The following is a 26,901-nucleotide window of genomic DNA, read 5'->3' on the forward strand; positions in this document are numbered from 1 at the left end:
GGGGGCATTCTATGTTGATGCAACATGCAGGACTGGATGCTGTACGGGAAAGCCATCCGCTTACCCGCCAGAGCGTGCAGCTGGCCTGCTATGTTCTGTTCGGGGTGATCGTGCCGCTGCTGATCTGGTTTGCCGCGCGCGCGCCAAGCCTGACCTCGCCAATTTTACAAAGCTCGGTCCCGGCGGTCATCATCGCCTGTATCGCAAGTTGGTACATTCTTGCGAAGCTGCGCCTATACGCCAAGGCGCGGCGGCTTTCCTACGTGTTGCCGGTGAACTTCCTGACTTTCACCATTGCCATGGCAGCCATTTTCGTCAGCCGGACACCCTATACGATCTCCCTGATCGGTTCGTGTTTCGTGGCGACGCTGGTGACCAGCTATGTCCTCACCGCTTTGACGCGGCTAGGCAGCAAGCCGCAATATGTTGTCGCCGGCGGCCGCGTGTCCGAACTGAAGCCACGGCCCGGCCGGCAATTGGTAGACAACGCTGAAACAGTCACGGCCATGATCGAACAGGGTGAACTGCATGGTTCGCTGGTTGGTGACCTGCATTACGATCACGAAGATCACTGGGAGCGCCTCTTTGCCAAGGCCGCGCTCTGCGGCATCCCGGTTTATCATTACCGGCAAATTCTCGAGCTGGAGACTGGTCAGGTGCGGATTGACCATCTCAGCGAGAACACGCTGGGCTCTCTGATCCCAAACCTGCCCTACATGGCGCTGAAACGCTCGGTCGATATCGTGTCGGTGCTGGTCCTCAGCCCGTTGCTGCTGGTTCTCATGCTGGCAATCGCCGCAGTCATCAGGCTGGATTCAAAGGGTTCGGTTCTGTTCATCCAGGAACGGATGGGCTTTCGCGGCGAAGTGTTCCGCATGGTGAAGTTCCGCACAATGCGCGAACGCAAGGTCGAAGAAGACGAGCTGGCGAAGCGGGAGGATTCCATGACCCGCGACGAAGACGACCGGATTACCCGGGTCGGCCGGTTCCTGCGCAAGGTGCGCCTGGATGAATTGCCGCAGGCATGGAATATCCTCAAAGGCGACATGAGCTGGATCGGCCCAAGGCCGGAAGCGATCAGCCTGTCCGAGTGGTATGAGAAAGAAATCCCGTTCTATTCCTATCGCCATATCGTTCGGCCAGGCCTGACTGGCTGGGCACAGGTTAATCAGGGCCACGTAACCGATCTTGGCGATGTGAATGCAAAGCTGCGCTACGATTTCTACTACGTGAAAAATATCTCGCACTGGCTGGATATGCTGATCGCACTGAAAACGATCCGCGTCGTGCTCGGCGGGCTCGGTGCCAAGTAACAAAGATCCAGAGGGTATCACTGCAATGCGCAAGGTCTTCATCACCGGCACCGCCGGCTTTATCGGTTTCCATCTCGCTCAGCTGCTGCTGAAAGAGGGGTTCAAGGTCGTCGGTTTCGACGGAATGACTGATTATTACGACGTTCGCATCAAGGAGCGCCGCCACCAGATGTTGCTCCAGAACGAGCATTTTTCCGCCCATATCGGGATGCTGGAAGATTTCGATGCCTTGCGCGAATTGATGCTGGCGGAACAGCCCGACGTGATCGTGCATCTCGCTGCGCAGGCGGGCGTACGCTACAGTCTGGAAAACCCGCGCGCCTATCTCGATGCCAATATCGTTGGCACTTTCAACGTAATGGAATGTGCACGCGAGCTGGGTGTCGACCATTTGCTGATGGCCAGCACCAGCAGCGTTTACGGCGCCAATGAAGACATGCCGTTTGACGAGCTGGAGCGGGTTGAAACCCCGATGACCTTTTATGCCGCGACGAAGAAAGCCAACGAATCGATGGCGCACAGCTATGCCCATCTGTGGAACCTGCCGACCACCATGTTCCGATTCTTCACCGTTTACGGGCCGTGGGGACGGCCGGACATGGCGCTGTTCAAGTTCACCAAGGGTATCCTCGAAGGCACACCGATCGATATCTACAATCACGGCGAGATGTACCGCGATTTCACCTTCGTCACCGATCTGGTGCGCGGTATCCGCCTGTTGATCGATGCCGTGCCTGAGCGGCCGGAAAGCAAGGACGACATTGCCGAGGGTGACAGCCTGTCACCGGTTGCACCGTTCCGCGTGGTCAACATTGGCAACAGCGACAAGGTCAAGCTGACCGACTTCATCGACGAAATCGAGAAGCAATGCGGCGTCGAAGCGAAGCGAAACTACATGGAAATGCAGAAGGGCGATGTTCCGGCAACTTGGGCCAATGCCGATTTGCTGAAATCACTGACCGGGTACCAGCCGCAGACTGATTACCGTGACGGAATCCGGCAATTCGTCAGCTGGTACCGCGAATATTACGGCGTATGACAGCCGGGCCAAACCGGCCCTGCCTCAAACGGTTCAGCTGGCCAGACGCAATCCCGGCTTCCCGCTCGGCTTGATCGAGGCATCGGGCCATATCCCGCGCGTGTCGTAAACCAGCGCGCTGCAGCGCTCCTCGGCCGGGATCACGCGGAAGATGTCATGATCCACCAGCACGATCAGAATGCCGCAGTTTTCGAGCGCAAAATCAATATCGACCAGCTCTGCCCCGGTCCCGCTGAATTCGAGCGGGAGCTCGGCTGCATAGGGCTCCACGATTTTAACCCTGTCGCCAAACTGGCGGGCAATATTTGCGGCCACGAACCGAGCAGGGCTCTCGCGGAAATCGTCGATATTGGCTTTGAACGCGAGACCGAGGCAGGCCACTGGGACGCCCGGATTCTCTTCCACCAGCCTGCTCGCTTGCTCGACAACGTGGTGCATCTTGGCGTCATTGACCTCGCGGCCAGTGCGGATGAGCGGTGACTGTTCCGGCGCGCCGTGAATGATGAAATAGGGATCCACCGCAATGCAGTGCCCGCCCACGCCCGGGCCAGGTTGCAGGATATTGACCCGTGGATGGCGGTTAGCCAGCTTGATCACTTCCCACACATCGAGGCCCATCTCGTCCGAGATCATCGACAGTTCATTGGCAAAGGCGATGTTCACGTCGCGATACGCGTTTTCGACCAGCTTGGTCATCTCTGCACTGCGCGCATCGGTGGTAACACAAGTGCCGCGAACGAACCGTTTGTAGAATGCCAGCGCCTTGCGCGCGCAGCGCGGCGTGATGCCTCCGATCGAACGGTCGTTATGCGTCAATTCTTCCAAAATCTTCCCGGGCAGAACGCGCTCGGGACAATAGGCGAGTGAAATGTCGGGAATTTCGTCCGTCAGGCCCGGCATTTTCAAGTCGGGGCGCAGCCCGGCAATCAGATCGCGCATTGCCTCTGTCGTTCCAACCGGCGAGGTCGATTCCAGAATGATGCAGTCGCCCTTCTTGAGCACTCCGGCCACCTCGGTGGCGGCTGACATGACATAGGAAACGTCAGGGGTGTGATTGCCATCCTTCTCGAACGGGGTTGGCACTGCGATCACGAATACATCGGCAGGGGCAATCTCAGTCGATGCCTTGAGCATTCCGCGCTGCACGACACCGCGAACCAGGCCGTCCAGATCGACTTCCTCGATATGGATTTCGCCGCGATTGATCGTTTCGACCACGTTTTCGGACACGTCGATGCCGATTACCGGGCAATTCGCCCGCGCTATGATCGCTGCCGTCGGCAGACCGATATATCCTAGACCGATGACACAGACTTGAGGTTTTTCTTCGCCGCGCATGATTATCCCGCTGCTGGTTTCATTTGCAGCGTCCCTACGCGAGTTGGGTAAACATACCGGTAACGATAGGAGCCCGGGTTTTAGCCTTTGGCGAGAGCTTCGACGATGCGGCCAACCGCCTGGCCATCGCCAAACGGGTTGTGCGCGCGCGACATCGCCGCATAGGCATCCGGATCGTCCAAAAGGCGATTAGCCTCGGCCACGATGCGATCGGCGTCGGTGCCGACCAACTGCGCCGTGCCAGCCTCGACCCCTTCGGGCCGTTCGGTGGTTTCACGCATTACCAGCACCGGTTTGCCAAGCGCGGGAGCCTCCTCCTGAACACCGCCGCTGTCGGTCAGCATCAGAGTGCAAATATCCAGCAACCGGGCAAAATGGGGATAGTCCAGCGGTTCAATCAGCGCGACATTGTCCAGCCCATCGAGCTGCGCATTCATGACTTTCCGGACATTGGGATTGAGGTGAACGGGAAAAATCATCGCGACGTCGCCGCGCTCTGCCAGCCGGCGCACAGCATCGGCGATCGCTTCCATACCGCCGCCAAAATTCTCGCGCCGGTGGCTGGTTACGCCGATGATCCGCTTCCCTGCGAAACGCCGCTCCAGATCGGCAAGGCCGGCGGCGAGTTCGGGCTTCTGTTCGATTTCGCCGGTAATCCAGTGCAGCGCGTCGATAACCGTGTTGCCGGTCACATGGATCGCCGCAGGATCGACAGCCTCACGCTTCAATGCCGATGCAGCCGTTTCGGTCGGCGCAAAATGAAGCGCGGCAAAACTGCCGACTATTTTGCGATTGACCTCTTCGGGCCAGGGATGATGGATGTTGCCGCTGCGCAAACCAGCCTCGACATGGGCGACGGGAATCTTGCGATAATACGCCGCCAGCGCGCCTGCCATGGCGGTTGCTGTATCGCCCTGGACAACAACCCAGTCGGGTTTTTCCTGATCGAGCACATGGCCGATGCCGGTCAGCAGATTTGCAGTCAGGCTATCCAACGTCTGGTCAGGCTGCATCAGGTCGAGATCGTGGTCGGGGGTGATCCCCGCGATTTGAAGCACCTGATCGAGCATTCCCCGGTGTTGTCCCGACACGCACACGCGTGAATCGAACCGCGAATCGGCATTCAACGCGTGAACCAGCGGAAAGAATTTTATCGCTTCAGGCCGGGTGCCGAAGACGGAGAGGATTTTGATGGGCGTGCTCATGCCGCGCGGCTTAACGCAGGAAGGTTAATTCTGCCTATGCGCCGGAAATCTCCGAGCCGAATTATTCCGGAGAGGGCAGCGGCTCAGCCTCTGCTTCTTCCTGTCCATCAGGCAGTTCGGCCGTGCGTTCACGCTCGAGCCGCTCCATATATTCACGCTCGATCGCCTCGACCCGCTCCTGTTCGGCGGCGGCGTCGGCATCAATTTCCGATAGCCGTTCAGCGCGGGCTTCTTCGATCAGCTGGCCAAACCGAATTCCGGCGTCTTCACTGCGTTCGCCATAGGCGGCATCGATCATTTTCTGAGTGCAGCCGGTAATCCCGCCTGCCCCTGCCGGGGAACAGGACAAAGTGCCGAAGCTGCCAACGGTTTCGAACTTCTCAACCCGCCGAGCCCAGGAGACGTTTTCACCGCTTTCGCTTTCACGCAGCGTTTCAGGAATACGAAAACGCTCGCTCTCTGCCTTGCGAGCGCAAACGGTGATTTCCTCCGCAGTGGAAGGGGGGCATTCATCATCCCCGTAAACGACAACCATGTTGACCTTGTCGCCTGCCTCATCCTGCGCGGAAGCGGGGGCTGCAAAAAGAGCAGCACTGGCGAAAAGGGCGGAGGCAAGAATGCGGTTCATCGTCATAATCCAGTTCTGGGCAAATTCATTCGCAGCATTAAATGCCGCGGGCAGTGAACAGTATATGAAGCGTGCCAGCGGGGGAAGTCGTTCCCGCAAGCCGGCGATGCCTCAGACCCGCTCAGCCAATTTGATGGCAACGCGGCATCCAAGGCGAATCGCGCCCGAAAGGAGCGGATAGGCCGGGGCCTTTTCTGCGCCGGCTGCCAAGGCGGCATCACGATGTTCGCGTTCATCCTCGCGGAATTCCTCGATCATCGCGGCAAGTTCAGGGTCGGTATTGTTCTCCTCCAGCTCGTCCAGCTGGTCAGAGTAATGCTTGTCGATCTCGGTCTCGACCGCAGCGGTACACGCCATTGCAGCTTCAGGCCCGATCAGGGCGGTTCCCGCGCCCAGCGCGTAACCGGCGGCGGACCAGAACGGGTGCAGGATTGTCGGTCGCACTCCGCGCCGCGCCATTAGTGCGTTGAACTTTTCATGATGGCCGTCTTCTTGCGCGGCCATCGCTGTTATTTCTGCAGAGAGAGGATGACGGTCGCCCATAACCGCGAGCTGCCCGGCATAGATACGGGTCGCGCCGAATTCACCTGCCTGATCGACGCGGATCATCCGTTCCGTATTCGCCTGTCCCTTGGCCGGAATGCCGGCCCTGTCTGCGCTCATCGCACTGATCCTTGCTTGGTTTCCTGTTTCATCAGGCCCGTTTCATCAACAATGCCAGAATTGTCAGTCCCGCGCCAACCGAAATCAGGAAATTCCAACCAGCCAAGCTGATGCCGAAAAGGTCCCACGGGGCGGTATCGCAGCGGATCATCGGTGCGTTCAGGATGGCATCGAGAGCGTCTGCACCGTCGGCCACGGCGGTTGTCGCGCAGCCTGTGATGCCTTCCCACCAGCCGTACTCGACCCCGGCATGAAATCCGCCGATCGCGCCCGAGGCGATGATCGCCAGCGCCGCAAGCGCGACCCACAGTTTCCGCGGTTCAATTACAGTCGACAAAAGGGCAAGGCCCAGCGCCGCAAAGTGCGGCCAACGCTGCCACCAGCACATCTCGCACGGATAAAGGTCAAAGCCGTATTGCGAGATATAGGCACCGCCCAGCAGCAGAGCAGGAATGGCCAGCGCCAATCCCTGGGCCAGACGGGCGCGAGGTGTATCAATCATGGCAGCAGGAAGTCCTTGATAAGTCAGCCTTGTTCGCGCCCCGCATTACTTGCGGCTGGCGACCGCATTGGGCGAAGTACGGCGAAGCGTTTGCAGCGCATAATGCAGCTGAAAATCCTCGACCCCCTGCGCTTCCAGTTCTGCCGCAGTCAGTTTGAAACGCGGATCATCCGCCTTGTCGGTTTCGAGGGCTTCATCCTCGAGTTCCAGTTCGTTGACCAGATGCCCGCGCAGATCCGATTCGCGCAGCTGGAATTTCGCGCGTTTTTCCAGGTCGGGATCGGACAGCTGCGGCACCTTGATATCTGGCGTGATACCGCCTTCCTGAACCGATTTGCCCGCAGGTGTGAAATAGCGCGCCGTTGTAAGCTTCAGGGCGGTATCCCGCGTCAACGGCAGCAGCGTTTGCACACTGCCTTTGCCGAAGCTGCGCTCTCCCATGATCACGGCGCGGCGATGATCCTGCAGCGCACCGGCCACAATTTCAGAGGCAGACGCTGATCCGGCGTCGATCAGAACGATCAGCGGGATGTCCCGCGCAATCTCGCCGCGAAACACGCTTTCCGCATCATACAGCAAAGTCTCACCACGGGCGCGGCCGCGCTGAGAGACAATCCGGCCCTTGTCGAGGAACAGGTCTGAAAGCGCCACGGCTTCGTCCAGCGAACCGCCGGGGTTGGAGCGCAAATCAAGCACTAGGCCGTTCATTCGGCCGGTCGCTTCCTTACGCAGACCTTGCCAGGCGGAGAACACGTCAGCGCCCACATCGCGGGAAAATTCGTTCACCGTGATCACGCCGATATTCCCGCTTTCCAGCTTGTGCGTAACAGGCTCAAGCTCAATCACGCCGCGGGTTACGGTCACGTCAAATGGTTCGTCGCGTCCTGCGCGGAACACAGTCAGGCGGATCGAAGTCCCCTCTGGCCCGCGCATACGGCTGACTGCTTCATCGAGATCGCCGCCATAGATCAGGTCGCCATCAAGATGAGTGATGTAATCGCCAGCCTTGATCCCGGCCTTTTCGGCAGGGCTGCCGCGAAATGGCGAAATGATCTTCACTGCGCCATCTTCCATGATCACCGACAGGCCGAGACCGGAATAATTGCCGTCGATCATGGTGGTGAGGCGCTCCAGATCAGACCCGTCGAGATAGGCCGAATGCGGATCAAGAGATGCCAGCATTCCGTCAATCGCACCGCGAATCAGCTTTTCGTCGTCGACATCCTCGACGTAATTGGCCTTGATTTGCTGATAGGTCGCGAAAAGTTTGGCGAACTCGGGCCCTGCGCGGCCATCAACCTGCGCCATTCCGGCAGTAGTCGCCGGGATCAGAGCGACGGCAGTCACCAGAGCGGCGGAACGAGCTAATGCGGCAAACTTCATGCAATCTGGCCTTTCGATTCAGTCGTAACTTATCGCGCAAGGTGCCTGAACACCAGATGAGGATTCTCCGCAGTCCCATCATGGGATGTTGTCAGCGCAAATATTCCAACGGGTTCACCGGCTTACCGCCGCGGCGAAGCTCCAATGTCACAACGGGAGAGCCGGTTCCTGCCACGCCCAGAGGTGATCCCGCCACCAGATCATCGCCAACCGCCACATCGGTCCGGGCGAGACCTGTGACCAGGCTGGTCCATCCGCCTTCATGTTCAAGGATCACGATCCGGTCATACCCGCGGTAAGGGCCGGCGAAAGCAACCCGCCCTTCTGCGGGAGCAACAATCTGGGCACCATCGCGGGGAGAAAGGGTGATGCCATTATTGCGCACGCCGCCTTCACCCGCTTCGCCGAATCCGGCAATGGTCCGTCCGGTAACCGGCAATTGAAAACCCGATCTGGGCCTGCTGGCGGTTGGCGTCGGGGATGGGTCAGCGACGACCGCCTGCGCACTGCCGGGCTGCGCAGGCCGCATGATCGGCCCGGATAGCGACGCCAGTTCTGCGCGCAGCGATCCCGCTTCGTCCAGCTGCTCGACCAGCGCATCAAGATCGCGCGCTTCCTCCGCCAAGGCCAAGGCGCGTTCGTTCTCGCGGTCCGCTTCGCCGCCGGTTTGCCGCGACACCAGCCGCTGCTGCGTCTCGACCGAGGCCAGCCGGGTTCGCCGCTGGGCCAGTTCCGATTCGCTTTGCTCCAAAACGACCAAGGCCTGCTGCGCTTCTTCTTCCAGGGCGCGACCGCGATCGATTTCTGCACGCAGGGCCGCCGTCCGCTGCCGGATCTGCGGGATCGTACTCTCAAGCATGGCGCGCAAATACACCGTCTCGCGCACGCTGCCCGGTTTGAGTGCAGAAAGCGCCAAGGGGCGGCGGGCAAGCTTTTGCAGAGCGCCGGTCAGGCGCACGAGTGGCTCCCGGCGGGCAGACAGCCGCCGGTTCAGTTGCTGGCGCTGTTCATCGATCAGCCCGATCCGTGCCTCTGCGGCGGCAATTCCGGCCTCGGCCTGCTGGATGCGGGCAGCAAGGGCAGCCGCCTCGCGGGCGGTCTTCTCTGCAGCTTCGGTTGCAAGCGCGGCCTCGGCCTCCAGCTTCTTGCCGCGCGCCTCCGCTTCACGGGCGTCCTGCAGCGCCTTGTTCAAGGCTGCACGGGTCGCGGCGGAATCGCCTGATATGTCGGCTCGCTGAGCAATCGCCGCTATGCCCGCCCCTATCGGCAGCAAGGCCAGCAGTAAAACGGGGATGCGGCTGCGGATCATGCCTGTCATCCTGCCCGATGATACGGGTGTCCGGCAAGGATCGCGGTTGCCCGATAGAGTTGTTCCAGCAGCATCGCCCGTGCCATCATATGCGGCCATGTTGCCTTGCCGAAAGCGAACAGCAGATCAGCATCGCGCCTCTCGTCTGCAGAATGGCCATCGGCCGCGCCGATAACAAACCGCGTTTCACGCACGCCTTCATCGCGCCACTTGCCCAGCAGCGCAGCAAATTCTTCAGATGAAAGCTGCTTCCCGCGCTCGTCCAGCAAGACGGTGCGGTACGGAGCTTGCGGATCGCCGACTTTACCGCCGGTTTCAGGCAGTTCGGTCAGCCTGATTGGCCAGTTGATGCGTTTTTCGTATCGCGAAACCAGTTCCGCCTCGGGTGAGCGCCCGATTTTACCGCGGGCGATGACATGAAGTTGCATCGCGATTGGCTCCCTTCCGGGGAAAGTTCAGTTGCAGCCAGCCGGTCAGGTCTGGCTGCTCAGAAAATCAGCTCAGGCGTTACCGGCGGCAACCGGCGGTGCGTCGCCAAACGCCCACATACGTTCCAGATTGTAGAAGCTGCGCACTTCCGGACGGAACAGATGGACGACAACGTCACCGGCATCGATCAGCACCCAGTCGGCCGCGGGCAGCCCTTCGAGCCGCACGGGACCATGTCCCTCGCGCTTGATACGTTCGGCCAGCTTTTGCGCCATCGACGCGACCTGGCGGGTCGACCGCCCGGAAGCGATCACCATGTGATCGGCGATGCTCGATTTGCCGGCAAGCGGGATAGTGACCAGATCCTGCGCCTGATCGTCATCGAGTTGTTCGAGTACGACAGCGAGCGCCGAACCGGGTTCAGCTTCGATTTCAGTCATTGCAGCTCCGGCATTGTTTGCGGATGGGCCATTTTCGGCCAAATGTGTGTGCGCCTGAGTCATAGGCGTAAGCGATACTCCTGAATTCTTGAATTTCCGACAGGCAAGCGGACCAGCTTTTCATGCTGTCTGCGCCGCCCCCGCATCGTGTTGCGGCTCGGTCGGATAAATGGGTCGGTGGGTCACCTGGTCACGAAGCGGTCCATCTGGCATTCGCGAAAACCATTCCGGGTCGGATCGACGGATTGACGTCGCCGATCGCGGGTCGGGATCAAATCGCAGTATAACCAGTGCTGGTGCGCTCCATCTGCCCCGTTTCGACAAGGTCGCCGGGGAAACACGATATTTCCCTAGCCAAGCCATCGCGGGGCTCGCGATAGCCTGCCTATCATAGCCCGGGCGGGCAATCACCGCAATCGGCATTGTTCGTGCGATTTTTCGCCACTGCCGCCAGCGGTGAAACTGGCCCAGATTGTCCGACCCCATCAGCCATACAAATTCGTTCTTGGAATATCGCCGCACGACTGCATCGAGGGTGTCGGCCGTGTATCTCGTGCCCAGCTGCTGTTCGATTGCAGTGACCTTTATCGGGGCGCGCCTGGCCTGCCCCATCGCAGAGCGCACCCTTGCGGTCAGCGGGGCCATCCCGCGCTTCGGTTTCAGCGGGTTGCCCGGCGATACCATCCACCAGACTTCATCAAGCCCGAGTGCCTTTGCAGCAAACAGGGAAATGCGCCGATGGCCGCCATGGGCCGGATTGAAACTGCCCCCGAGCAGACCGATTCTCCGGCCCTTGCTCATCGCACGCTTGCCCTGCGAATGACGCAGCGCGCCTGACTGCCCGGTTTCTCAATCATCAACTGTCGATTAGCATTCTTCGGGTATTGCGCCACCACAATGTTAGGCGCCAGCAAACCCGTGAATTATCGATTCGTTCCCGCGCGAAGTCGAAAATTTCACAATTCGCATTCAATTCATCGCGGGACTCGCTCAATTGATCCCTTCGGTGGGCACCCGGATTCGACCAGTTTGGATTCGCATGCTAGCGAGCCGCACAATAAAAAATCACGTATTGGGGTCGCTTTGGACAAGAACGTTACTGCCGACGGATGGAAATCCCGTTTGGCTGACTGGTTTCCGGATCGCGAATTTTTCATGCGATCGCAGGGGCAGGTCCGCTTCATCAAGATTTCGTCGCGCATGCAGAAAATCGCTGCTGCTGCGACCGTGTCCGCCTTGCTGGTGTGGGCCATCTCCATGGCAATCATGGCGTGGTCTCAATACCGCGCCGAGGCTGACCGCGTATCTCTGCTTGAACGCGAAGCGAAGGTTGCCACTGCGGAAGACCGGGTTGCAGAGTATGCCGACGATCTGACCAAGGTGACCAGCGATCTCGCTGCCCGTCAGGAATTTCTCGAAGCAGCCACTGCCGCCATTCCCAACGACGTAAAGTTGTCCGAAGGCGAAACGGTTACTGACTCCACCAGCGAAGCCAACGACACCGTATCGAAAGTCAGCGCGCTGATCCCGGAAGCCGGTGAACTGGCCAAAATCGAAGCCCGCCAGCTTGCTCTGGTGGAAAAGCTGACCCGATTCGCCGACCGCCGCGCAGCACGCGCAGCGCAGGCCATCCGCCAGCTGGGACTTGATCCCAAGACCATGCAGGCCCGGCTTGATACGTCGGCAATGGGTGGTCCGCTGGAATTGCTGTCTTCGGGTTCGAGCGGCGGTCTCGACCCGCGCTTCGAACGCCTCGGCCTCAGTCTTGCCCGGATGAACGCGCTTGAACGCGGCCTCGACAGCATTCCGCAGGTTGCGCCTGCGCACGTTAAAATGGTCACTTCCAGCTATGGCTATCGCCGCGATCCGTTCACCGGCGCCGCCGCGATGCACAGCGGGCTGGACTTCAAGGGCCCCCGCGGGGCTCCAATCTACGCCGCTGCGAAAGGGCGAGTCACCTATGTCGGCGGCAAATCCGGCTACGGCAAGACTGTAGAAATCAGCCACGGCAACGGGCTGATGACCCGCTACGCCCATATGTCGAACTACGCCGCTAAGGTGGGGCAAACCGTCGAAGCCGGCGATGTGATCGGCGCAATCGGCAGCACCGGTCGTTCGACCGGACCGCACCTCCACTTCGAAGTGCGCATCAACGAGCGCGCGGTTAACCCGCGACCTTTCCTGGAGAAAGCCCCCAATGTTCTCAAAGAAGCCCGATCAGGCACCCGAAGCACCCCGCAGCAGAAGAGCAACCGATAAGACAATGGCTGGCAACAACTCCACCTTTTCAGTGATCGGTTCCGACGTAAGAATCACCGGTGATGTATCCGCATCGACCGAACTGCATGTCGACGGGCGCATCGAAGGCGACATCACCTGTGCCTCCCTCGTACAGGGTGCTGACAGCGTCATCGACGGGGCAATCACCGCTGAAAGTGCACGCATGTCGGGAACGGTCAGTGGTTCGATCACAGCGCGTGAGCTCGTCATCTTGAAAAGCGCGCGGATCAAGGGTGATGTGCACTACAATGCGTTGACGATCGAACAGGGCGCGCAGGTTGAAGGCCGCTTCGCACCGCAGAATGCAGCGGGCGGCGGAATGATCTCTGCGATGGAAACCAAGAGCGGCGGCAAAGGCTCTGCCGGCGATGAAGAGCCGAAACTGACACTCGCAACCTAAGCTCTGTGGCAGGTCTAACCGCCTTTTGCCCGGGCTACGTAAATCCGGTCAGACCCTAATCACAGCAGGCTGCGGCTGATCTTTCAGCCCTCTGAAGCAATCTCGGCACGCAAGGCCTTGCGATCGAGTTTGCCGATCATGGTCTTGGGCAGCTCATCCCGAAATACCAGTTTCGTGACCCGCTCGTGCTTGCCGACGCGGGAGTTGAGCCAAGCAGAGAGGTCGCTTTCCGAAATTTCGTGGCCTTCATTGAGGGTCACGAAGGCATGCGGGGTCTCGCCAAGGTAATCGTCGGGCATTCCCAGAACGAGCGTTTCCTTCACAGCCGGATGTGCGACCAGCACGTTTTCGACCTGGCTCGGGAAAACCTTGAAACCGCCTACAGCGATCATGTCTTTACTGCGGTCGACAATCTTGATGAAGCCATCTTCATCCTGGACCGCAATGTCACCGGTCCGGAGCCAGCGGTCCCCATCCAGCTCGACAAATGCCGTTGCCGCTTCCTCTGGCCGGTTCCAGTAACCCTGCATGACTTGTGGCCCGTAGATGACGAGTTCGCCCGGCTCACCATCAGCCGCTGGTTTCGCCGCGTCTTCCTTGTCAACGAAGCGGACATGCGTACCGGGGACGACCTGGCCGATAGTGCCGGGTTTGCGGACCCCGTCATATGGGTTGACGGACACCACCCCGGAACTCTCCGTAAGTCCATAACCTTCGACTACCCGAACTCCGGTCTCCGCCTCGAACCGTTCGCGGACCGGCGCCGGCAGCGGGGCCCCGCCCGAGATGCAGACCTTGAGCGATGACATTTCGGTGCCTGCTAGCTTTGGGCTGTCGAGCAAGGCCTGAAACATCGTCGGCACACCGGGGAAACCTGTTGTCCGGTAGGTGCCGATGACATCCAGCACCTGCGCGGAGTCAAACCGCGGCACCATCGCGATCGACGCGCCGGTCACCACGGCATGGTTAAGCAACGCTGTGTTGGCGAACACATGGAACATCGGCAGCGCGCCCATGAAAACTTCGTTCTGGGCATTGCCAAATGGATTGATAGCCGCAACCTGCTGCGCGTTCATCGAAAGGTTGGCGTGGCTGAGCATGGCGCCCTTCGGTGCCCCGGTCGTGCCCCCCGTATATTGCAGCAAGGCCAGATCGGACGGGTCGGCTTGCGGAAGATCTTCGCATTTTGCGGCGCCGCTACTGCCGCTGCTACCGCTGCTACCGCACAGATCATGCCAGCGCAGGACCTCTTGCGAATAGGCAACCTTGGCAATTTTGCTTCGAGCGACCAGCCGCATGGCCAGCCCCTTCAGCTTCGGGATCATCGACGAAAGTTGCCCGACAACCAGTTTTTCCAGGCGAGAGCCATGCAGCACCCTTTCAGCGGTGCCATAAAGTTCAGGGACATCGACCGTAACCAGCATCCGGGTGCCGGAATCAGCGACCTGTTCAGCCAGCTCATCAACCGAATAGAGAGGGGAGAAATTGACCACCACTGCACCGGCCATCATCGCCCCGTAATAGGCGGCAACGTAGATGGGCACATTGGGCAGAAACAAACCGACACGGTCGCCCTGCTTGATTCCGCTATTGAGCAATGCCTGCGCGAAGCACTGCGCCTCATCATAGAGTTCGCGGTAAGAGAAGGTGCGCCCCATGAAGTGCACCAGTGGAGCATCGGGCGCCCGCTGCGTACTCGCGGCGAACATATCGGGCAAAGCCATCGGAGTTAGCGGCATGTCCCACGCCGATGGGTGGTGATAGGCGATGCTGGCAAACGGGCTGGGGGCACTACTTACATTCATGTAAGTTTGATGGCGCATGGAGCGGCAGCGGACAAGGGGAAATCCCCTTATCCTGCTGCAACCAGTCGAAATTATTCAAACATGCGGTACGTCAGCCAGCAACCGTGCACCGATGAGCAGACCAGCCGTATGGGCCGGTCCATGCAATCAGCCTTGGCCGGTTTCGCCGCCGTCTTCGGAATTCTCTTCCGCACGCTTGGCTTCCAGCCATGCAGCCGCTTCAGCTTCCTGAGCCGCTTCCGAAGCAGCTTTCTGCGCTTCGTCACGTTCGGCGCGCAGTTCCGCGATCAATTTCTCGCGGTCGCTCGGGCCCTTTTCCAAGATGATGTCTTCGGCTGCTTCTTCGCCTTCGACAGGCTTGATGTTCTTGGCCGCCTTGGCAACCACTGCATCGAGTTCGCGCTGCGAACACAGGCCCAGCGTAACCGGATCCTTGGGCTGGATGTTCTGGATGTTCCAGTGGCTCCGCTCGCGGATCGCGCCGATTGTATTGCGGGTCGTACCGATCAGTTTGGAGATCTGCGCATCGGAAACTTCGGGGTGATTGCGCAGGATCCAGGCGATGCCATCCGGCTTGTCCTGACGCTTCGACACCGGCGTATAACGCGGGCCTTTGGTCCGGGTCACTTCAACCGGGGCTTTCTGCATGACCAGGCTATAGGACGAATCGGCCTGGCCGCGTTCGATTTCTTCCTGCGTCAGTTCGCCGGAATGCACCGGGTCGCGGCCGGTATACTTGCTACCCGCAAGGTCATCGGCCATTGCCTGCACTTCAAGAATGTGCAGCCCGCAGAACTCGGCAATCTGCTCAAAACCAAGCGAAGTGTTATCGATCAGCCAGGTCGCAGTCGCATGCGGCATCAGCGGTTTTGGTTGGTCAGCCATGATGTTCTCCGCCCAATCGGGCTCTGGATTTTCCTGAATCAATACCAACAGGAAAAACGTCTAAAAATAGAAGGGCCGCCCCTTTCGGAGCGGCCGCTTGCCTGGTGATTTAGTGCATGGCCCCGCTTTGGGCAAGCACTTCCGCTGATTGGCCGGATTCGTGCGAAGAATTCGGTCACACGATCAAGGAATTGTGCGTGCGGATATTCCGCTCCCGGCTCCGCCCTCACCGGACCCTCGCCAACAATGATTACGCTGAAGAAGCGGGCGAGACAGTCAGGGAAAGCCCCAATGCCAGGCGCCTTTCGAGAAGGTCGGGCACGATAGGGAACTGAACTGTCGCAGGGAGACAACACGGACGTCATGGCGCCACTGGCGCAAAATCTCGCAGGTCGTCGTCAATATGTGGACCAATGCGTTTGTCTGCGGCGGCCATGTATCGATGACGTTCGCAATGGGCTGCGGAAAGGGTTGGCGCATGCGATCACCGGGAATGCCGCGCTCCGCTGCCGCGCGGCCGGTGCAAAGGAAGAGGAGCCGCCGGGCGCTCAGTCCATCGAAATAAACCCGGCGGTCATCTCGACCCGTTTGATCCAGCCGCAGATATTGCCAAAGTCTTCGAGTGCGAAGCCGCCAGCTTCGGCAACATGGGTGTAAGGATAGAGCACAATATCCGCGAGGCTGATCGCTCCGCCAGCCATCCACTGGCGCGATGCGAGGTGTTCATCCATCAATTGCAGCGCATCCTGCCCGGCAATCCGCTTCAACGTTATCTGTCCACGCTGCTGCTGGGTAAGGTTCGCCTCGCCGACATACTGGAACCAGAATCGCAGTGTCGCGATATTCGGTTCGTGGCTGTATTGTTCGAAGAACATCCAGCGCAGCATTTCAGCACGGGCAAAGCGGTCTTCGGGGACAAGGCGCGAGCCTTCGGCAAGATACCAGCACGCGGCGTTGCTTTCAGGCAGGAACCGTTCGCCCACCTGCAACACAGGGATACGGCCATGCGCATTGATGTGCGCGGTAAATTCCGGAGTGCGGGTTTCGCCCTTCAGAATATCGTATTGCCGTGTTTCCAGCGTCAGGCCGAGCAGAGCCGCAGTCAGCTTGATCTTGTAGCAATTCCCGCTTCGTGGGTCTTCATGCAGAATCAGTGCATCAGTCATGCGCCACTTTTAGCACGATTTTCCCGATGTGACCGCCAGCTTCCATATGCGCATGTGCATCCCCGGCCTGTTCAAGCGGAAAAGCCCGGTCCATCTCGGGACGCAGTTTGCCTTCTTCTACTGCCGGCCACACCGTCTGGGCGATCTCGTCGCACAGCAGTGCCTTGAACTCATCGGGCCGTGCGCGAAGCGTCGAACCGGTCAATGTCAGGCGGCGGGCCATAATTTGCGCCATGTTGAGCTCTGCCGTCATGCCGCCCAGCACCGCGATAGTTACATGGCGGCCATCTTCCGCCAAGCAGGCGAGGTTACGCGGCACGTAGTCGCCCGACACCATGTCGAGTACCAGTTCCACGCCGCTACCTTCGGTGATGCGTTTCACTTCCTCGACAAAATCGGATGTCTTGTAATTGATCGCATGATCAGCACCGATACGCAGCGCGGCGGCGCATTTTTCATCGCTTCCGCACGTGACGATCGTTGTCAGGCCAAACAATCCGGCCAGCTTGATAGCCATGGTGCCGATGCCGCTGGTACCGCCGTGAACAAGCAGGGCTTCCCCGTCACGGGCCCAGCCGCGTTCGAACACATTGTGCCAGACGGTGAACAGGGTTTCCGGTAGGGCAGCGGCCTCCGCCAGGTCCAGCCCCTCGGGGACAGTCAGACAATGATCGATCTTCGCGACGCAGTATTCGGCATAGCCACCGCCTGTCACCAAGGCGCAGACTTCCTGTCCGATCCGCTCTCCGGAAAGGTCCGGGCCGGCAGCGACCACCGTCCCGGAAATTTCCAGCCCGGGTATCGGCGATGCGCCGGGCGGCGGCGGATAATGGCCCTTGCGCTGGATAACATCGGGGCGATTGACCCCGGCATAAGCAATCTTGATCAGGACTTCGCCCGGCCCCGGCTGCGGAACTGGCAAGGTTTCGGGCCGAAAGACCTCCGGCCCGCCCGGCTCGTCAAAGCCCATGGCTTTCATACTTGTCGGTAATTTAGTCAATTCAGGAACTCCCCAATGCTCCTTTTCAGGGGTGAATTCCTGTTGCCGAGCGGCGACAGGCCCCTTGTTTGCACCGCAACTAGCCCTACCTTCTATTGACAGCAAGCACCGACACTTGCGAAGTTGGGATTTGATGGAAGACGATGATCGTCCCCGCCCGAAAGGCGACGCAGCGAGCAAGCTCTCAGCAGAAGATCTCGCACCCTATTCGCAAGATGAATTGACCGTACGTATTGCTTTGCTCGAGGCGGAAATCGCCCGTGTCGAGGCGCACCGGGACAAGGCGGCAGCACATATGGCCGCCGCAGATGCCCTGTTCGGGAAAAAAGGTAATTGATGCCACGGGAAAGCAATCCTGCGATCCCAAGCCGTTTATCCCCGGTTAACCAGGGACACTCATACTCCCTCGAAAGAGGATGTTCCTCAAATCCCTCGAAAGAGAGCTGAATGCCAAGTTTTGCCCAAAACCTCGAGAAAAGTCTCCACTCCGCCCTCGCCCATGCGTCAGACCGGCGGCACGAATATGCCACGCTGGAGCATCTGCTTCTCGCGCTGATCGACGATGAGGATGCCGCACAGGTAATGACATCTTGCGGGGTCAACCTGGCCGAGCTGACCGAGGTGGTGAAGACATATCTCGATCAGGAATACCAGTCGCTGAAGACCGATGAGGAATCGGACCCGCAGCCGACCGCCGGGTTCCAACGCGTGATCCAGCGTGCAATCCTGCATGTCCAGTCGAGCGGTAAAGACACGGTCACCGGCGCGAATGTGCTGGTCGCGCTGTTTTCTGAACGTGACAGCTACGCGGTCTATTTCCTGCAGCAGCAGGACATGAGCCGCCTCGATGCGGTAAGCTTTATCAGCCACGGCATCGGCAAAGGCGGAAAGCAGCTTGATGCCGGCCCGCCGCAAGGTGCGGACGATGCGCAGGAAGAAGAAAAATCTGCCGAAGGCGGCGGAAAGAAAGAGACTGCGCTCGATCAGTTTACGGTCAACCTCAACGCCAAGGCGGAAAGCGGCAAGATCGACCCGCTGATCGGCCGCGGGCCCGAAGTTGACCGGACCATCCAGATCCTGTGCCGGCGCAGCAAGAACAACCCGCTTTACGTCGGTGATCCCGGCGTAGGGAAGACCGCAATTGCAGAGGGTCTTGCGCGCAAGATCGTCGAAGGCGACGTGCCTGAAGTGCTGGCAGAAGCCGTCATCTATTCGCTCGATATGGGCGCATTGCTGGCTGGCACCCGGTACCGCGGTGATTTCGAAGAACGGCTGAAGCAAGTCGTGAACGAGCTGGAGCAGATGCCCAATGCGGTGCTATTCATCGACGAAATCCACACCGTTATCGGCGCAGGCGCGACCAGTGGCGGAGCGATGGATGCATCCAACCTCCTGAAGCCCGCGCTCAGCAACGGATCAATCCGCTGCGTGGGTTCGACCACGTACAAGGAATTCCGCAACCACTTCGAAAAGGATCGCGCGCTGCTGCGCCGGTTCCAGAAAATCGATGTGAACGAACCGACGATCGACGATACTGTGAAGATTCTGAAAGGGCTGCGCAGTGCGTTCGAGGAGCATCACAAGGTGAAATACACCCCCGATGCCCTGAAAACCGCCGTGGAACTGTCGGCGCGGTATATCAACGACCGCAAATTGCCGGACAAGGCGATCGACGTGATCGACGAAGTCGGCGCAATGCAGATGCTGGTTCCGCCCAGCCGCCGTAAAAAGAAAATCACCGCGCGCGAGATCGAAAAGGTCATCGCAACGATGGCCCGCATCCCGCCGAAATCGGTGTCCAAGGATGACAAGAAAGCGCTGGAAAACCTCAGCCGTGACCTGAAGCATGTCGTGTTTGGCCAGGACGAGGCGATCAACCGTCTGTCCACCGCCATGAAACTGAGCCGGGCCGGACTGCGCGACCCGGACAAGCCGATCGGCAGCTTCCTGTTCAGCGGCCCGACCGGTGTCGGCAAGACCGAAGTCGCGCGCCAGCTGGCCAGCATCATGGGCATCGAGCTGAAGCGGTTCGATATGTCCGAATATATGGAGCGGCACAGCGTATCGCGCCTGATCGGTGCCCCTCCGGGCTATGTCGGTTATGATCAGGGCGGCCTGCTGACCGATGCGATCGACCAGAATCCGCATTGTGTTTTGCTGCTCGACGAAATCGAAAAAGCGCATCCAGACCTGTTCAACATCCTGCTGCAGGTGATGGATAATGGCCGGCTGACCGACCATCACGGCAAGACGGTCGATTTCCGCAATGTCGTGCTGATCATGACGACCAACGCCGGCGCGTCCGACATGGCCCGTCAGGGCATCGGGTTTGGCGATGTGTCGAAGGCTGATGCCGGAAGCGAAGCGGTGAAGAAGATGTTCACTCCTGAGTTCCGCAACCGTCTCGATGCGATCGTGCCCTTCGCCTATCTCGGCAAGGAAACCGTCAGCCGTGTGGTCGACAAGTTCATTCTCCAGCTGGAATTGCAGCTTGCAGACCAGAACGTGCACATCCAGTTCGACAGTGATGCGCGCGATTGGCTGGCCGACAAGGGTTATGACAAGCTCTACGGGGCGCGGCCGATGAGCCGCCTGATCCAGGACAAGATCAAGCAGCCGCTGGCTGAAGAATTGCTGTTCGGCAAACTTACCGATGGCGGCGAAGTCCATGTCAGCGTGAAGGATGGTAAGCCCAGCTTCGAACTGACACCTGCCCCGCCCAAGGCAGCACCGAAGCGCAAGCCAAAGAAGAAACCGGCCGCGAAGAAGGCTGCTCCGGATAAGCCGGAGAGTAAAAAGCCAGATGCAGAGGCGGGTGACAACACCAGCGGCGACGACCAGGGCTGAGGCCCGAAACAGGCTTTAACTGAAAACGGGGCGCGGATCGGGAACGGTTCGCGCCCCGTTCTTGTTTCAGAGGCATGGCCGCAGACTTTTCCTGGATACAGCCCCACCCCCACGGCATCTATGTCGCGCCCGCAGACTGCTGGATCGACCCTTCTCGTGCGGTGGACAATGCGCTGGTCACACACGGCCATGCAGATCATGCGCGCGGCGGTCACGGCAAGACCGTCGCCACTCCTGAAACGCTGGCAATCATGAAGTTGCGCTACGCAACTGCTGATGGTGCAACCCCCGTTGCATATGGCGAGACGCTGAGTTTAATGGGCGGGGTAGATGCGACATACATTCCCGCAGGTCACGTGCTGGGCAGCGCGCAAATCTTGCTCGAACACGCAGGCGAGCGGGTGATAGTAACCGGCGATTACAAACGGCGGCCCGATCCAACCTGCCCGCCCTTCGAAGTAACCCCCTGTGACATCCTGATTACAGAGGCGACGTTCGGCCTGCCGGTGTTCAGCCACCCTCCGATCAGACAAGAGATTGCGAAGATCACCGACCGGCTTGCCGCCTACCCGGACGCATGTGTGCTGGTGGGCGCCTATGCGCTGGGCAAGGCGCAAAGGGTCATTGCGGAGATTCGCGCGGCCGGGCATCACGACCCGATCTATCTCCACGGCGCGATGGAGAAGATGTGCCGGCTCTATCAGGAACACGGCGTGGACCTGGGCGAGCTGAGGCTGGTTGCGGATCACGATAAAGACGCAATGCGCGGCTCGGTGGTGGTCTGCCCCCCATCCGCGCTGAATGACCGGTGGAGCCGCCGCCTGCCCGATCCGATAACCGCGATGGCCAGCGGCTGGATGCGTGTTCGGCAGCGGGCGCGGCAGCGCAATGTAGAATTGCCCCTGATCATTTCCGACCACGCCGACTGGGATGAATTGACGCAGACAATCCGCGAGGTTGATCCTTCGGAAAGCTGGATCACCCACGGCCGCGAAGAGGCGCTTCTTCGCTGGTGCCAGCTGAATCAGCGCCGTGCCCGGGCCCTTGCGCTTGTCGGACGCGAAGAAGAAGACGAATAGGGTGGAAGAATTTGCCGCCCTTATCGACGCGCTGGTCTACACCCGAAGCCGCAACGAGAAACTTCGCCTGATTGCGGAGTATTTGCGCACCGTGGCCGATCCCGACCGCGGCTGGGCCCTTGCCGCGCTGACCGACGGGCTGGATTTTCCGGCGGTCAAATCCTCCGCGATACGCAATGCGATGAAAGAACGGGTTGATCCTGTGCTGTGGGCCCTCAGCCGCGATTTCGTTGGCGATACTGCGGAAACCGCTAGCCTCCTGTGGCCGGAGCCGATCGGCGACGTCGAAACGCCACCCGGTGTTGCGGAGGCAGTCGATTTGCTTGGCACAATGACCCGTTCGTCGGTGGCGACAGAATTGCCCCGGCTGCTCGACCGGCTCGACAGTTCGGGCCGCTATGCCCTGCTGAAGCTTGCCACAGGTGCAATGCGGATTGGCATCTCGGCACGGTTGGGGAAGACAGCGTTTGCACAGGCGTTCGATGTGTCGGTCGACGATGTCGAGGAATATTGGCACGCACTAGCGCCGCCATACTCCGAACTCTTCGCCTGGGCAGCAGACGGCGCTGAGCCGCCAGACACCGAGAATGTCCCGCTGTTTCGCCCCTTCATGCTGGCCCATCCCTTGGAAGAAACAGTGGTCTCGATGGAGGACTATGCGGCAGAGTGGAAATGGGACGGCATCCGGGTGCAGCTGGTGCATGTTGCGGGCGAGACGCGTCTCTATTCCCGATCCGGCGATGATATTTCCGCCACGTTCCCCGAACTGCTTGATGCGTTGCAGATACCCGCCGTTCTCGACGGTGAACTGCTTGTTCGCGGCAACGTGCAAGGCGGCGAGGCAGGCGGCGCAGCCAGCTTTAACGCGCTGCAACAGCGGCTCGGCCGAAAGACCGTCAGCAAGAAGATGCTGGCAGAGGCGCCGGCATTCGTACGGCTATACGATTCTCTGCTGATCGAAGGGCAGGATTTGCGTGAGCTGGGATGGCAGGAACGCCGCGCACGGCTTGAGCAATTCGTGCCGCGTCTGCCAGAGAGCCATTTTGATATTTCGCAGATTGTCCATGCCGAAAGCTTTGAAGAATTGGCAGAGATTCGGGAAAGCGCGCGGGATGATGCGATCGAAGGCTTGATGCTCAAACGTCGCGATGCCCCGTACATTGCCGGGCGCAAGACCGGGCTATGGTACAAATGGAAACGCGACCCCCTGCTGGTGGACTGCGTAATAATGTATGCGCAGCGCGGCAGCGGAAAGCGTTCGAGCTTCTATTCGGACTACACGTTTGGCTGCTGGGACGGTGACCCCGACGCAGGGGCAGACCTCCTGCCAGTAGGCAAAGCCTATTCCGGATTCACCGATGCAGAGCTTAAGAAGCTCGACCGGTTTGTGCGGCAAAACACACTCAACCGGTTCGGCCCGGTGCGCGAAGTTGAACGTGCCATGGTTCTGGAAGTGGCTTTCGACAGTGTCCATCAGAGCAAGCGGCACAAGTCCGGACTGGCGATGCGGTTCCCCCGGATACACCGGATTCGCTGGGACAAACCCGCGCATGAGGCCGACCGTATCGAAACGTTGCGCAACCTCATCTCTAATTAAGTTGCCATAAGAAACCTAATTGGATATCTCCTCTGGCAAAGGAGAATTCGTGATGACCCTCTACCAACAATCGATCGAAGTGTACCGCCAGGGACTGACCATGCTTTCCGGTCTGTTGACCAAGGCCGAAGCGCATCCCAAGGGCAACGATCTGCTTGATGCAAAGTTGGCAGAGGACATGCACCCACTTGCTGTGCAGATCAGGTTTCTGTCCAACCAGCCCGGTGAGGCGGCAGAGAGACTGACAGGCCGCAAGTTCACCTCGCGCGACGAGGACGACGCATCGTTTGCCGATGCCAAGGCGGTGTTGGCAAATATGCAGGACTACCTTGGTTCCATCGACGAAAGCGAACTGGTCCCGGCGGAGGAGAGCCTGGTTATCGACCTACCCAACGGGATGGAGTTCACCATGACCGCCGAGCAATATGTACGCGACTGGTCGATGCCGAATTTCTATTTCCACCTGACCACGGCCTACGCGATCCTTCGGTCAGAAGGACTGGATATCGGCAAGGCGGATTTCTTGCCGCACATGTACAAATACGCGACCAAGATGCCCGGTAGCTGATCGCCGGCTTTACTCGTTCGGAATCCGGAGCAGCTTGTCTCTGCCAGTTGCGCCGCGCAACAAGTCCACTTCGGACGGCGCGCAGCCGATCGCTTTGGCGACGATCCTGATCAGAGCTGTGTTTGCAGCCCCATCCTGAGGTTTGGCCCGCAGTTTAACGGCCAGCACGCCTTCGCCGACTTCGATCTGCTCGGTCCGGGCGCCGGGCGTGACGCGCACCGGCAGCCTGCCCTGCGCGTCTGCCAGGGCTTTAATTGCGGCGCTGTCAGGTAAATTGGCCTTAGGCCTGGCCATCGACCGCGCCGGCCCCCATCGCGCCAATGGCAGAGCTGTGATCGCGCGCGTTCTGCGCATAATGCGCGACGCCGATGCGCATCCCGGCAATGGCCGCGTCGTTCAGTTCCTTCAGAAACTTTGCCGGACGACCGGCCCACAGCTGCCGCGGCTCCATCACTTTGCCTTCGGTCAGCATTGCCCCGGCGGCCAACATCGCGTCGGAGCCGATCCGCGCCTTGTTCATGGCAATCGCACCCAGGCCGACAAAGCCGCGATCCTCGATCGTGCAGCCGTGGACCATGGCCATGTGGCCGACCAGAACATCGTCACCAATCACTGTGGGAGATCCATCCGGGTCGCCGGGGCGCGGCGGATCGCAATGGACCACACTGCCATCCTGTATGTTCGACCTTTCGCCAATCACGATACGGCTGACATCGGCGCGCAGCACGCAATTGTACCAGACAGAACTGTCAGCACCGATCTCGACATCACCCACAATGACACAGCCAGGCGCAACGAAGGCGCTGTCGTGAATCTTCGGGGTTTTCCCGTGAATGGGAATAATCGTCACGCCGGGGCGGGTGGTGCTCATAATTTACATTCCTGCCATTGCTGTTTGGTCAGACTATACTGGATTACCAACTGGTCTTCGGGCGGATAGGACGGATCCTCGAAATCGAGATCCTCACGCCGGACCATGCCGAGCTTTTCCATCAGTTTCCAGCTTCCCACATTCGGTTTGCTGGTTAGCGCCACGACATAGGGCGCATCTACAGGTCCGAATGCCCAATTCAGTACGGCGCGCATTGCCTCTTCCGCATAGCCGCGCCGCCAGCGATCTTCGCGGACAAGCCAACCAATTTCATAGTCGCCGACATTATTTGCCAGCGGATTGTCGACGCGCTTGATCCCGCAATGACCGACCATTTCGCCGGTCTCCTTCTCGATCATGAAAAGAAAGCTGAATCGCTCGCGCGCATACAGCGCCATGCTCTTGGCATGCTTGGTCTCGATTTCGTGCAATTCCTTGACCCCGCCGAGCCGCGCCATAACGGTAGGCGTGTTAAGCAGACGGTCCTGCGTTTCTGCATCGCCTTCGTCGATCGTTCTGAGAATCAAGCGCTCGGTTTCCGCGATAATGTCAGGCACGCACGCCGCTCCATTCCTTGCGGTCGATGGAATAAACGATGATTGTTCCTGTCTCGGCATCGAAATCTGAATTCGCAAAATCCAGGTCGGCACGCCTGCGCATGCCCAGCCGCTTCATCAAGCCCCAGCTGGGCGCGTTACCTTCAACGGTCAGCGCGATAACTTCGTCAGCGCGGAAACGCTCGAACGCAAGATCCAGCGATGCATGTGCGGCCTCTCTGGCATAGCCTTTGCCCCATGCGTCTTCGCGCAGGCGCCAGCCGATCTCCATCATCCCGACGGGCCCGCCTTGCTGGTTACAGCGTTTCAGGCCGCAAAAGCCCATGATCGACCGATCGGATTTGCGCTCCACCACCCAGAACGTATGGCCGTGTTCCTTACGGTAGCTTTCCAGCCTATGCCGCGCCCCTGTCCGCTTCTCCGCATCGCATACGCCGCCGAGCCAGCGCATAACCGCCTGAGTGTTGGTCGCCTCCCAGAAAGGATCCCAATCCTCCTCGCGCCAGTCGCGCAGGACCAGCCGCTCCGTCTCGTGGCCGAAATCAGCCATTTAAAAGCCGCGCAGCGACAGGCGCATGATAAGTGAGCACGCCGCTACAGCCGGCCCGCTTGAAACTGGTCAGTGTCTCCATCACCAGCGCGTTGCGGTCGCCAGCGCCGGCGGCGACGGCGGCCTCGATCATCGCGTATTCGCCGCTCACCTGATAGGCAAACACAGGCACTTCGAACCGGTCTTTCACCCGGCGCACAATGTCCAGATACGGCAGACCCGGCTTGACCATGACACTGTCAGCCCCTTCGGAAAGGTCCAGCGCAACCTCGCGCAACGCCTCTTCCCCGTTGGCCGGATCCATCTGGTAACTTTTCTTGTCGCCCTTCAGCAATCCGCCGGACCCCACGGCGTCGCGAAACGGGCCGTAAAATGCCGATGCGTATTTGGCTGCATAGGACATGATCTGAACATTGACATGGCCGCCGCTTTCAAGAGCCTCGCGGATTGCCCCCACGCGCCCGTCCATCATGTCCGAAGGGGCGATAATGTCCGCGCCCGCCGCGGCCTGATTGATCGATTGGCCGACCAGCACATCCACGGTTGCGTCATTCGTAACATAGCCGCGGTCATCCAGCAGGCCATCCTGCCCATGCGCCGTATACGGGTCGAGCGCGACATCGGTCAGAATGCCGATATCGTCGCCGCAAGCGTCGCGAATGGCGCGGATCGCGCGGCACATCAAATTGTCGGGGTTTAGCGCCTCTGTCCCATCGTCCGACCGGCGATCGGCCTGGGTATTGGGGAACAGCGCAATGCAGGGGATGCCCAGCGCAATCGCCTCTTTCGCTCGCTGAGCTATGCCGTCGACGGACCAACGGGAAACCCCCGGCAACGACGTAATCGGCTCTTCGACCTCGGCACCCTCGGTCACGAAAAGGGGCCAGATAAGATCTGCTGGCGTGAGGACGATTTCACGGTGCAGTGCCCTGCTCCATCCAGAGGCTCGGGTGCGGCGCAGGCGTGTATCAGGGTAAAGTCCGGTCATAGCCAAACCATGTGCCGGATTTAATCGCTCGGTTCAATCTTCCGGTGTTATCGCCGGGT

The 26,901-nt window shown here is 59.7% G+C and carries 28 protein-coding genes; 9 read left to right on the forward strand and 19 right to left on the reverse strand.

The features are described 5' to 3' along the window. The first annotated feature begins 11 nt into the window (after window positions 1-11). Window positions 12-1,313 (forward strand): sugar transferase, encoded by a 1,302-nt coding sequence (locus PO778_RS11070; RefSeq protein WP_271439670.1) that lies wholly within the window; start codon window positions 12-14, stop codon window positions 1,311-1,313. Next, complete coding sequence (locus tag PO778_RS11075) at window positions 1,303-2,352, forward strand: GDP-mannose 4,6-dehydratase (RefSeq protein ID WP_333908193.1); 1,050 nt, start codon at window positions 1,303-1,305, stop codon at window positions 2,350-2,352. The genes PO778_RS11070 and PO778_RS11075 overlap by 11 nt, the downstream gene beginning before the upstream one ends. A gap of 33 nt (window positions 2,353-2,385) precedes the next feature. Here the strand turns inward: PO778_RS11075 and wecC are convergent, their stop codons facing one another. The 10 genes from wecC to PO778_RS11125 form a co-directional block, all read right to left on the reverse strand. After that, the gene (wecC, locus tag PO778_RS11080) at window positions 2,386-3,690 is read right to left on the reverse strand and encodes a UDP-N-acetyl-D-mannosamine dehydrogenase (RefSeq protein ID WP_271439671.1); all 1,305 of its coding nucleotides are present in this window, start codon (window positions 3,688-3,690) and stop codon (window positions 2,386-2,388) included. A gap of 80 nt (window positions 3,691-3,770) precedes the next feature. Then, the gene (gene wecB, locus PO778_RS11085) at window positions 3,771-4,895 is read right to left on the reverse strand and encodes a non-hydrolyzing UDP-N-acetylglucosamine 2-epimerase (protein WP_160731171.1); all 1,125 of its coding nucleotides are present in this window, start codon (window positions 4,893-4,895) and stop codon (window positions 3,771-3,773) included. Between the two features lie 61 nt (window positions 4,896-4,956). Next, window positions 4,957-5,523 carry a hypothetical protein gene (locus PO778_RS11090; RefSeq protein ID WP_271439672.1) on the reverse strand — a complete coding sequence of 189 codons (567 nt, stop codon included), beginning with the start codon at window positions 5,521-5,523 and terminating at the stop codon, window positions 4,957-4,959. 111 nt (window positions 5,524-5,634) lie between these two features. Next, window positions 5,635-6,186: a demethoxyubiquinone hydroxylase family protein gene (locus tag PO778_RS11095; protein WP_160731169.1), complete on the reverse strand. Its 552-nt coding sequence runs from the start codon at window positions 6,184-6,186 to the stop codon at window positions 5,635-5,637. A 31-nt stretch (window positions 6,187-6,217) separates the two neighbouring features. Then, window positions 6,218-6,688 (reverse strand): disulfide bond formation protein B, encoded by a 471-nt coding sequence (locus PO778_RS11100; RefSeq protein WP_160731168.1) that lies wholly within the window; start codon window positions 6,686-6,688, stop codon window positions 6,218-6,220. Between the two features lie 45 nt (window positions 6,689-6,733). Further along, a complete protein-coding gene (locus tag PO778_RS11105) occupies window positions 6,734-8,071 on the reverse strand; it encodes a S41 family peptidase (RefSeq protein WP_160731167.1) in 1,338 nt (445 codons plus the stop codon). Between the two features lie 91 nt (window positions 8,072-8,162). Then, on the reverse strand, window positions 8,163-9,380 hold the full coding sequence (locus PO778_RS11110) for a murein hydrolase activator EnvC family protein (protein WP_271439673.1): 1,218 nt from the start codon (window positions 9,378-9,380) through the stop codon (window positions 8,163-8,165). A 5-nt stretch (window positions 9,381-9,385) separates the two neighbouring features. Beyond that, window positions 9,386-9,808, reverse strand: a complete 423-nt coding sequence (locus tag PO778_RS11115) for a 23S rRNA (pseudouridine(1915)-N(3))-methyltransferase RlmH (protein ID WP_271439674.1) — start codon at window positions 9,806-9,808, stop codon at window positions 9,386-9,388. A gap of 72 nt (window positions 9,809-9,880) precedes the next feature. Continuing rightward, the gene (gene rsfS, locus PO778_RS11120; protein WP_235903735.1) at window positions 9,881-10,249 is read right to left on the reverse strand and encodes a ribosome silencing factor; all 369 of its coding nucleotides are present in this window, start codon (window positions 10,247-10,249) and stop codon (window positions 9,881-9,883) included. Window positions 10,250-10,369: 120 nt separating this feature from the next. After that, window positions 10,370-11,050: a nicotinate-nucleotide adenylyltransferase gene (locus PO778_RS11125; protein ID WP_271439675.1), complete on the reverse strand. Its 681-nt coding sequence runs from the start codon at window positions 11,048-11,050 to the stop codon at window positions 10,370-10,372. A gap of 321 nt (window positions 11,051-11,371) precedes the next feature. Between PO778_RS11125 and PO778_RS11130 the strand changes: the two genes are divergently transcribed. Continuing rightward, window positions 11,372-12,508, forward strand: coding sequence for a M23 family metallopeptidase (locus PO778_RS11130; protein WP_271439676.1), 1,137 nt, complete (start codon window positions 11,372-11,374; stop codon window positions 12,506-12,508). A gap of 4 nt (window positions 12,509-12,512) precedes the next feature. Then, complete coding sequence (locus PO778_RS11135; RefSeq protein ID WP_202391703.1) at window positions 12,513-12,929, forward strand: bactofilin family protein; 417 nt, start codon at window positions 12,513-12,515, stop codon at window positions 12,927-12,929. 83 nt (window positions 12,930-13,012) lie between these two features. Here the strand turns inward: PO778_RS11135 and PO778_RS11140 are convergent, their stop codons facing one another. The 4 genes from PO778_RS11140 to PO778_RS11155 form a co-directional block, all read right to left on the reverse strand. After that, complete coding sequence (locus tag PO778_RS11140; RefSeq protein WP_271439677.1) at window positions 13,013-14,734, reverse strand: long-chain-fatty-acid--CoA ligase; 1,722 nt, start codon at window positions 14,732-14,734, stop codon at window positions 13,013-13,015. Window positions 14,735-14,881: 147 nt separating this feature from the next. Further along, the gene (locus tag PO778_RS11145) at window positions 14,882-15,619 is read right to left on the reverse strand and encodes a DUF1013 domain-containing protein (RefSeq protein ID WP_160731160.1); all 738 of its coding nucleotides are present in this window, start codon (window positions 15,617-15,619) and stop codon (window positions 14,882-14,884) included. Between the two features lie 548 nt (window positions 15,620-16,167). Then, window positions 16,168-16,785, reverse strand: coding sequence for a glutathione S-transferase family protein (locus tag PO778_RS11150; RefSeq protein ID WP_271439678.1), 618 nt, complete (start codon window positions 16,783-16,785; stop codon window positions 16,168-16,170). Then, window positions 16,778-17,755, reverse strand: coding sequence for an NAD(P)H-quinone oxidoreductase (locus PO778_RS11155; protein WP_438944405.1), 978 nt, complete (start codon window positions 17,753-17,755; stop codon window positions 16,778-16,780). The genes PO778_RS11150 and PO778_RS11155 overlap by 8 nt, the downstream gene beginning before the upstream one ends. A 163-nt stretch (window positions 17,756-17,918) precedes the next feature. Between PO778_RS11155 and PO778_RS11160 the strand changes: the two genes are divergently transcribed. The 5 genes from PO778_RS11160 (at window position 17,919) to PO778_RS11180 (ending at window position 23,876) form a co-directional block, all read left to right on the forward strand. After that, a complete protein-coding gene (locus PO778_RS11160) occupies window positions 17,919-18,122 on the forward strand; it encodes a DUF1192 domain-containing protein (protein WP_160731157.1) in 204 nt (67 codons plus the stop codon). A gap of 110 nt (window positions 18,123-18,232) precedes the next feature. Next, a complete protein-coding gene (gene clpA / locus PO778_RS11165) occupies window positions 18,233-20,632 on the forward strand; it encodes an ATP-dependent Clp protease ATP-binding subunit ClpA (RefSeq protein WP_271439680.1) in 2,400 nt (799 codons plus the stop codon). 74 nt (window positions 20,633-20,706) lie between these two features. Then, window positions 20,707-21,711: a ligase-associated DNA damage response exonuclease gene (locus PO778_RS11170; protein ID WP_271439681.1), complete on the forward strand. Its 1,005-nt coding sequence runs from the start codon at window positions 20,707-20,709 to the stop codon at window positions 21,709-21,711. 1 nt (window position 21,712) lies between these two features. Then, a complete protein-coding gene (locus PO778_RS11175; RefSeq protein ID WP_271439682.1) occupies window positions 21,713-23,308 on the forward strand; it encodes a cisplatin damage response ATP-dependent DNA ligase in 1,596 nt (531 codons plus the stop codon). A 52-nt stretch (window positions 23,309-23,360) separates the two neighbouring features. Then, the gene (locus PO778_RS11180) at window positions 23,361-23,876 is read left to right on the forward strand and encodes a DUF1993 domain-containing protein (protein WP_271439683.1); all 516 of its coding nucleotides are present in this window, start codon (window positions 23,361-23,363) and stop codon (window positions 23,874-23,876) included. A 9-nt stretch (window positions 23,877-23,885) separates the two neighbouring features. On the opposite strand, the gene PO778_RS11185 is transcribed toward PO778_RS11180, so the two are convergent. The 5 genes from PO778_RS11185 to hemB are packed head-to-tail and all read right to left on the reverse strand — an operon-like array spanning window position 23,886 to window position 26,842. After that, window positions 23,886-24,170, reverse strand: coding sequence for a DUF167 domain-containing protein (locus PO778_RS11185; protein ID WP_271439684.1), 285 nt, complete (start codon window positions 24,168-24,170; stop codon window positions 23,886-23,888). Beyond that, the gene (locus PO778_RS11190) at window positions 24,157-24,747 is read right to left on the reverse strand and encodes a gamma carbonic anhydrase family protein (RefSeq protein ID WP_160731151.1); all 591 of its coding nucleotides are present in this window, start codon (window positions 24,745-24,747) and stop codon (window positions 24,157-24,159) included. Before PO778_RS11190 ends, PO778_RS11185 begins: the two co-directional genes overlap by 14 nt. After that, window positions 24,744-25,304, reverse strand: coding sequence for a GNAT family N-acetyltransferase (locus tag PO778_RS11195; RefSeq protein ID WP_271439685.1), 561 nt, complete (start codon window positions 25,302-25,304; stop codon window positions 24,744-24,746). Before PO778_RS11195 ends, PO778_RS11190 begins: the two co-directional genes overlap by 4 nt. Beyond that, window positions 25,297-25,854 (reverse strand): GNAT family N-acetyltransferase, encoded by a 558-nt coding sequence (locus PO778_RS11200; protein WP_271439686.1) that lies wholly within the window; start codon window positions 25,852-25,854, stop codon window positions 25,297-25,299. Before PO778_RS11200 ends, PO778_RS11195 begins: the two co-directional genes overlap by 8 nt. After that, window positions 25,847-26,842: a porphobilinogen synthase gene (gene hemB, locus PO778_RS11205; protein ID WP_271439687.1), complete on the reverse strand. Its 996-nt coding sequence runs from the start codon at window positions 26,840-26,842 to the stop codon at window positions 25,847-25,849. Before hemB ends, PO778_RS11200 begins: the two co-directional genes overlap by 8 nt. Between the last annotated feature and the right edge of the window lie 59 nt (window positions 26,843-26,901).

The sequence above is a fragment of the Pontixanthobacter luteolus genome (assembly GCF_947494915.1).
In the GTDB taxonomy this organism is placed as follows: Bacteria; Pseudomonadota; Alphaproteobacteria; order Sphingomonadales; family Sphingomonadaceae; genus Pontixanthobacter; species Pontixanthobacter luteolus.

Coding starts and splice junctions, on each gene's coding strand:
- PO778_RS11070 (WP_271439670.1), top strand. CDS start 12: ATGTTGATGCAACATGCAGGACTGGATGCTGTACGGGAAAGCCATCCG.
- wecC (WP_271439671.1), bottom strand. CDS start 3,690: ATGCGCGGCGAAGAAAAACCTCAAGTCTGTGTCATCGGTCTAGGATAT.
- wecB (WP_160731171.1), bottom strand. CDS start 4,895: ATGAGCACGCCCATCAAAATCCTCTCCGTCTTCGGCACCCGGCCTGAA.
- PO778_RS11090 (WP_271439672.1), bottom strand. CDS start 5,523: ATGAACCGCATTCTTGCCTCCGCCCTTTTCGCCAGTGCTGCTCTTTTT.
- PO778_RS11095 (WP_160731169.1), bottom strand. CDS start 6,186: ATGAGCGCAGACAGGGCCGGCATTCCGGCCAAGGGACAGGCGAATACG.
- PO778_RS11100 (WP_160731168.1), bottom strand. CDS start 6,688: ATGATTGATACACCTCGCGCCCGTCTGGCCCAGGGATTGGCGCTGGCC.
- PO778_RS11105 (WP_160731167.1), bottom strand. CDS start 8,071: ATGAAGTTTGCCGCATTAGCTCGTTCCGCCGCTCTGGTGACTGCCGTC.
- PO778_RS11110 (WP_271439673.1), bottom strand. CDS start 9,380: ATGATCCGCAGCCGCATCCCCGTTTTACTGCTGGCCTTGCTGCCGATA.
- PO778_RS11115 (WP_271439674.1), bottom strand. CDS start 9,808: ATGCAACTTCATGTCATCGCCCGCGGTAAAATCGGGCGCTCACCCGAG.
- rsfS (WP_235903735.1), bottom strand. CDS start 10,249: ATGACTGAAATCGAAGCTGAACCCGGTTCGGCGCTCGCTGTCGTACTC.
- PO778_RS11125 (WP_271439675.1), bottom strand. CDS start 11,050: ATGAGCAAGGGCCGGAGAATCGGTCTGCTCGGGGGCAGTTTCAATCCG.
- PO778_RS11135 (WP_202391703.1), top strand. CDS start 12,513: ATGGCTGGCAACAACTCCACCTTTTCAGTGATCGGTTCCGACGTAAGA.
- PO778_RS11140 (WP_271439677.1), bottom strand. CDS start 14,734: ATGAATGTAAGTAGTGCCCCCAGCCCGTTTGCCAGCATCGCCTATCAC.
- PO778_RS11145 (WP_160731160.1), bottom strand. CDS start 15,619: ATGGCTGACCAACCAAAACCGCTGATGCCGCATGCGACTGCGACCTGG.
- PO778_RS11150 (WP_271439678.1), bottom strand. CDS start 16,785: ATGACTGATGCACTGATTCTGCATGAAGACCCACGAAGCGGGAATTGC.
- PO778_RS11155 (WP_438944405.1), bottom strand. CDS start 17,755: ATGGGCTTTGACGAGCCGGGCGGGCCGGAGGTCTTTCGGCCCGAAACC.
- PO778_RS11160 (WP_160731157.1), top strand. CDS start 17,919: ATGGAAGACGATGATCGTCCCCGCCCGAAAGGCGACGCAGCGAGCAAG.
- clpA (WP_271439680.1), top strand. CDS start 18,233: ATGCCAAGTTTTGCCCAAAACCTCGAGAAAAGTCTCCACTCCGCCCTC.
- PO778_RS11170 (WP_271439681.1), top strand. CDS start 20,707: ATGGCCGCAGACTTTTCCTGGATACAGCCCCACCCCCACGGCATCTAT.
- PO778_RS11180 (WP_271439683.1), top strand. CDS start 23,361: ATGACCCTCTACCAACAATCGATCGAAGTGTACCGCCAGGGACTGACC.
- PO778_RS11185 (WP_271439684.1), bottom strand. CDS start 24,170: ATGGCCAGGCCTAAGGCCAATTTACCTGACAGCGCCGCAATTAAAGCC.
- PO778_RS11190 (WP_160731151.1), bottom strand. CDS start 24,747: ATGAGCACCACCCGCCCCGGCGTGACGATTATTCCCATTCACGGGAAA.
- PO778_RS11200 (WP_271439686.1), bottom strand. CDS start 25,854: ATGGCTGATTTCGGCCACGAGACGGAGCGGCTGGTCCTGCGCGACTGG.
- hemB (WP_271439687.1), bottom strand. CDS start 26,842: ATGACCGGACTTTACCCTGATACACGCCTGCGCCGCACCCGAGCCTCT.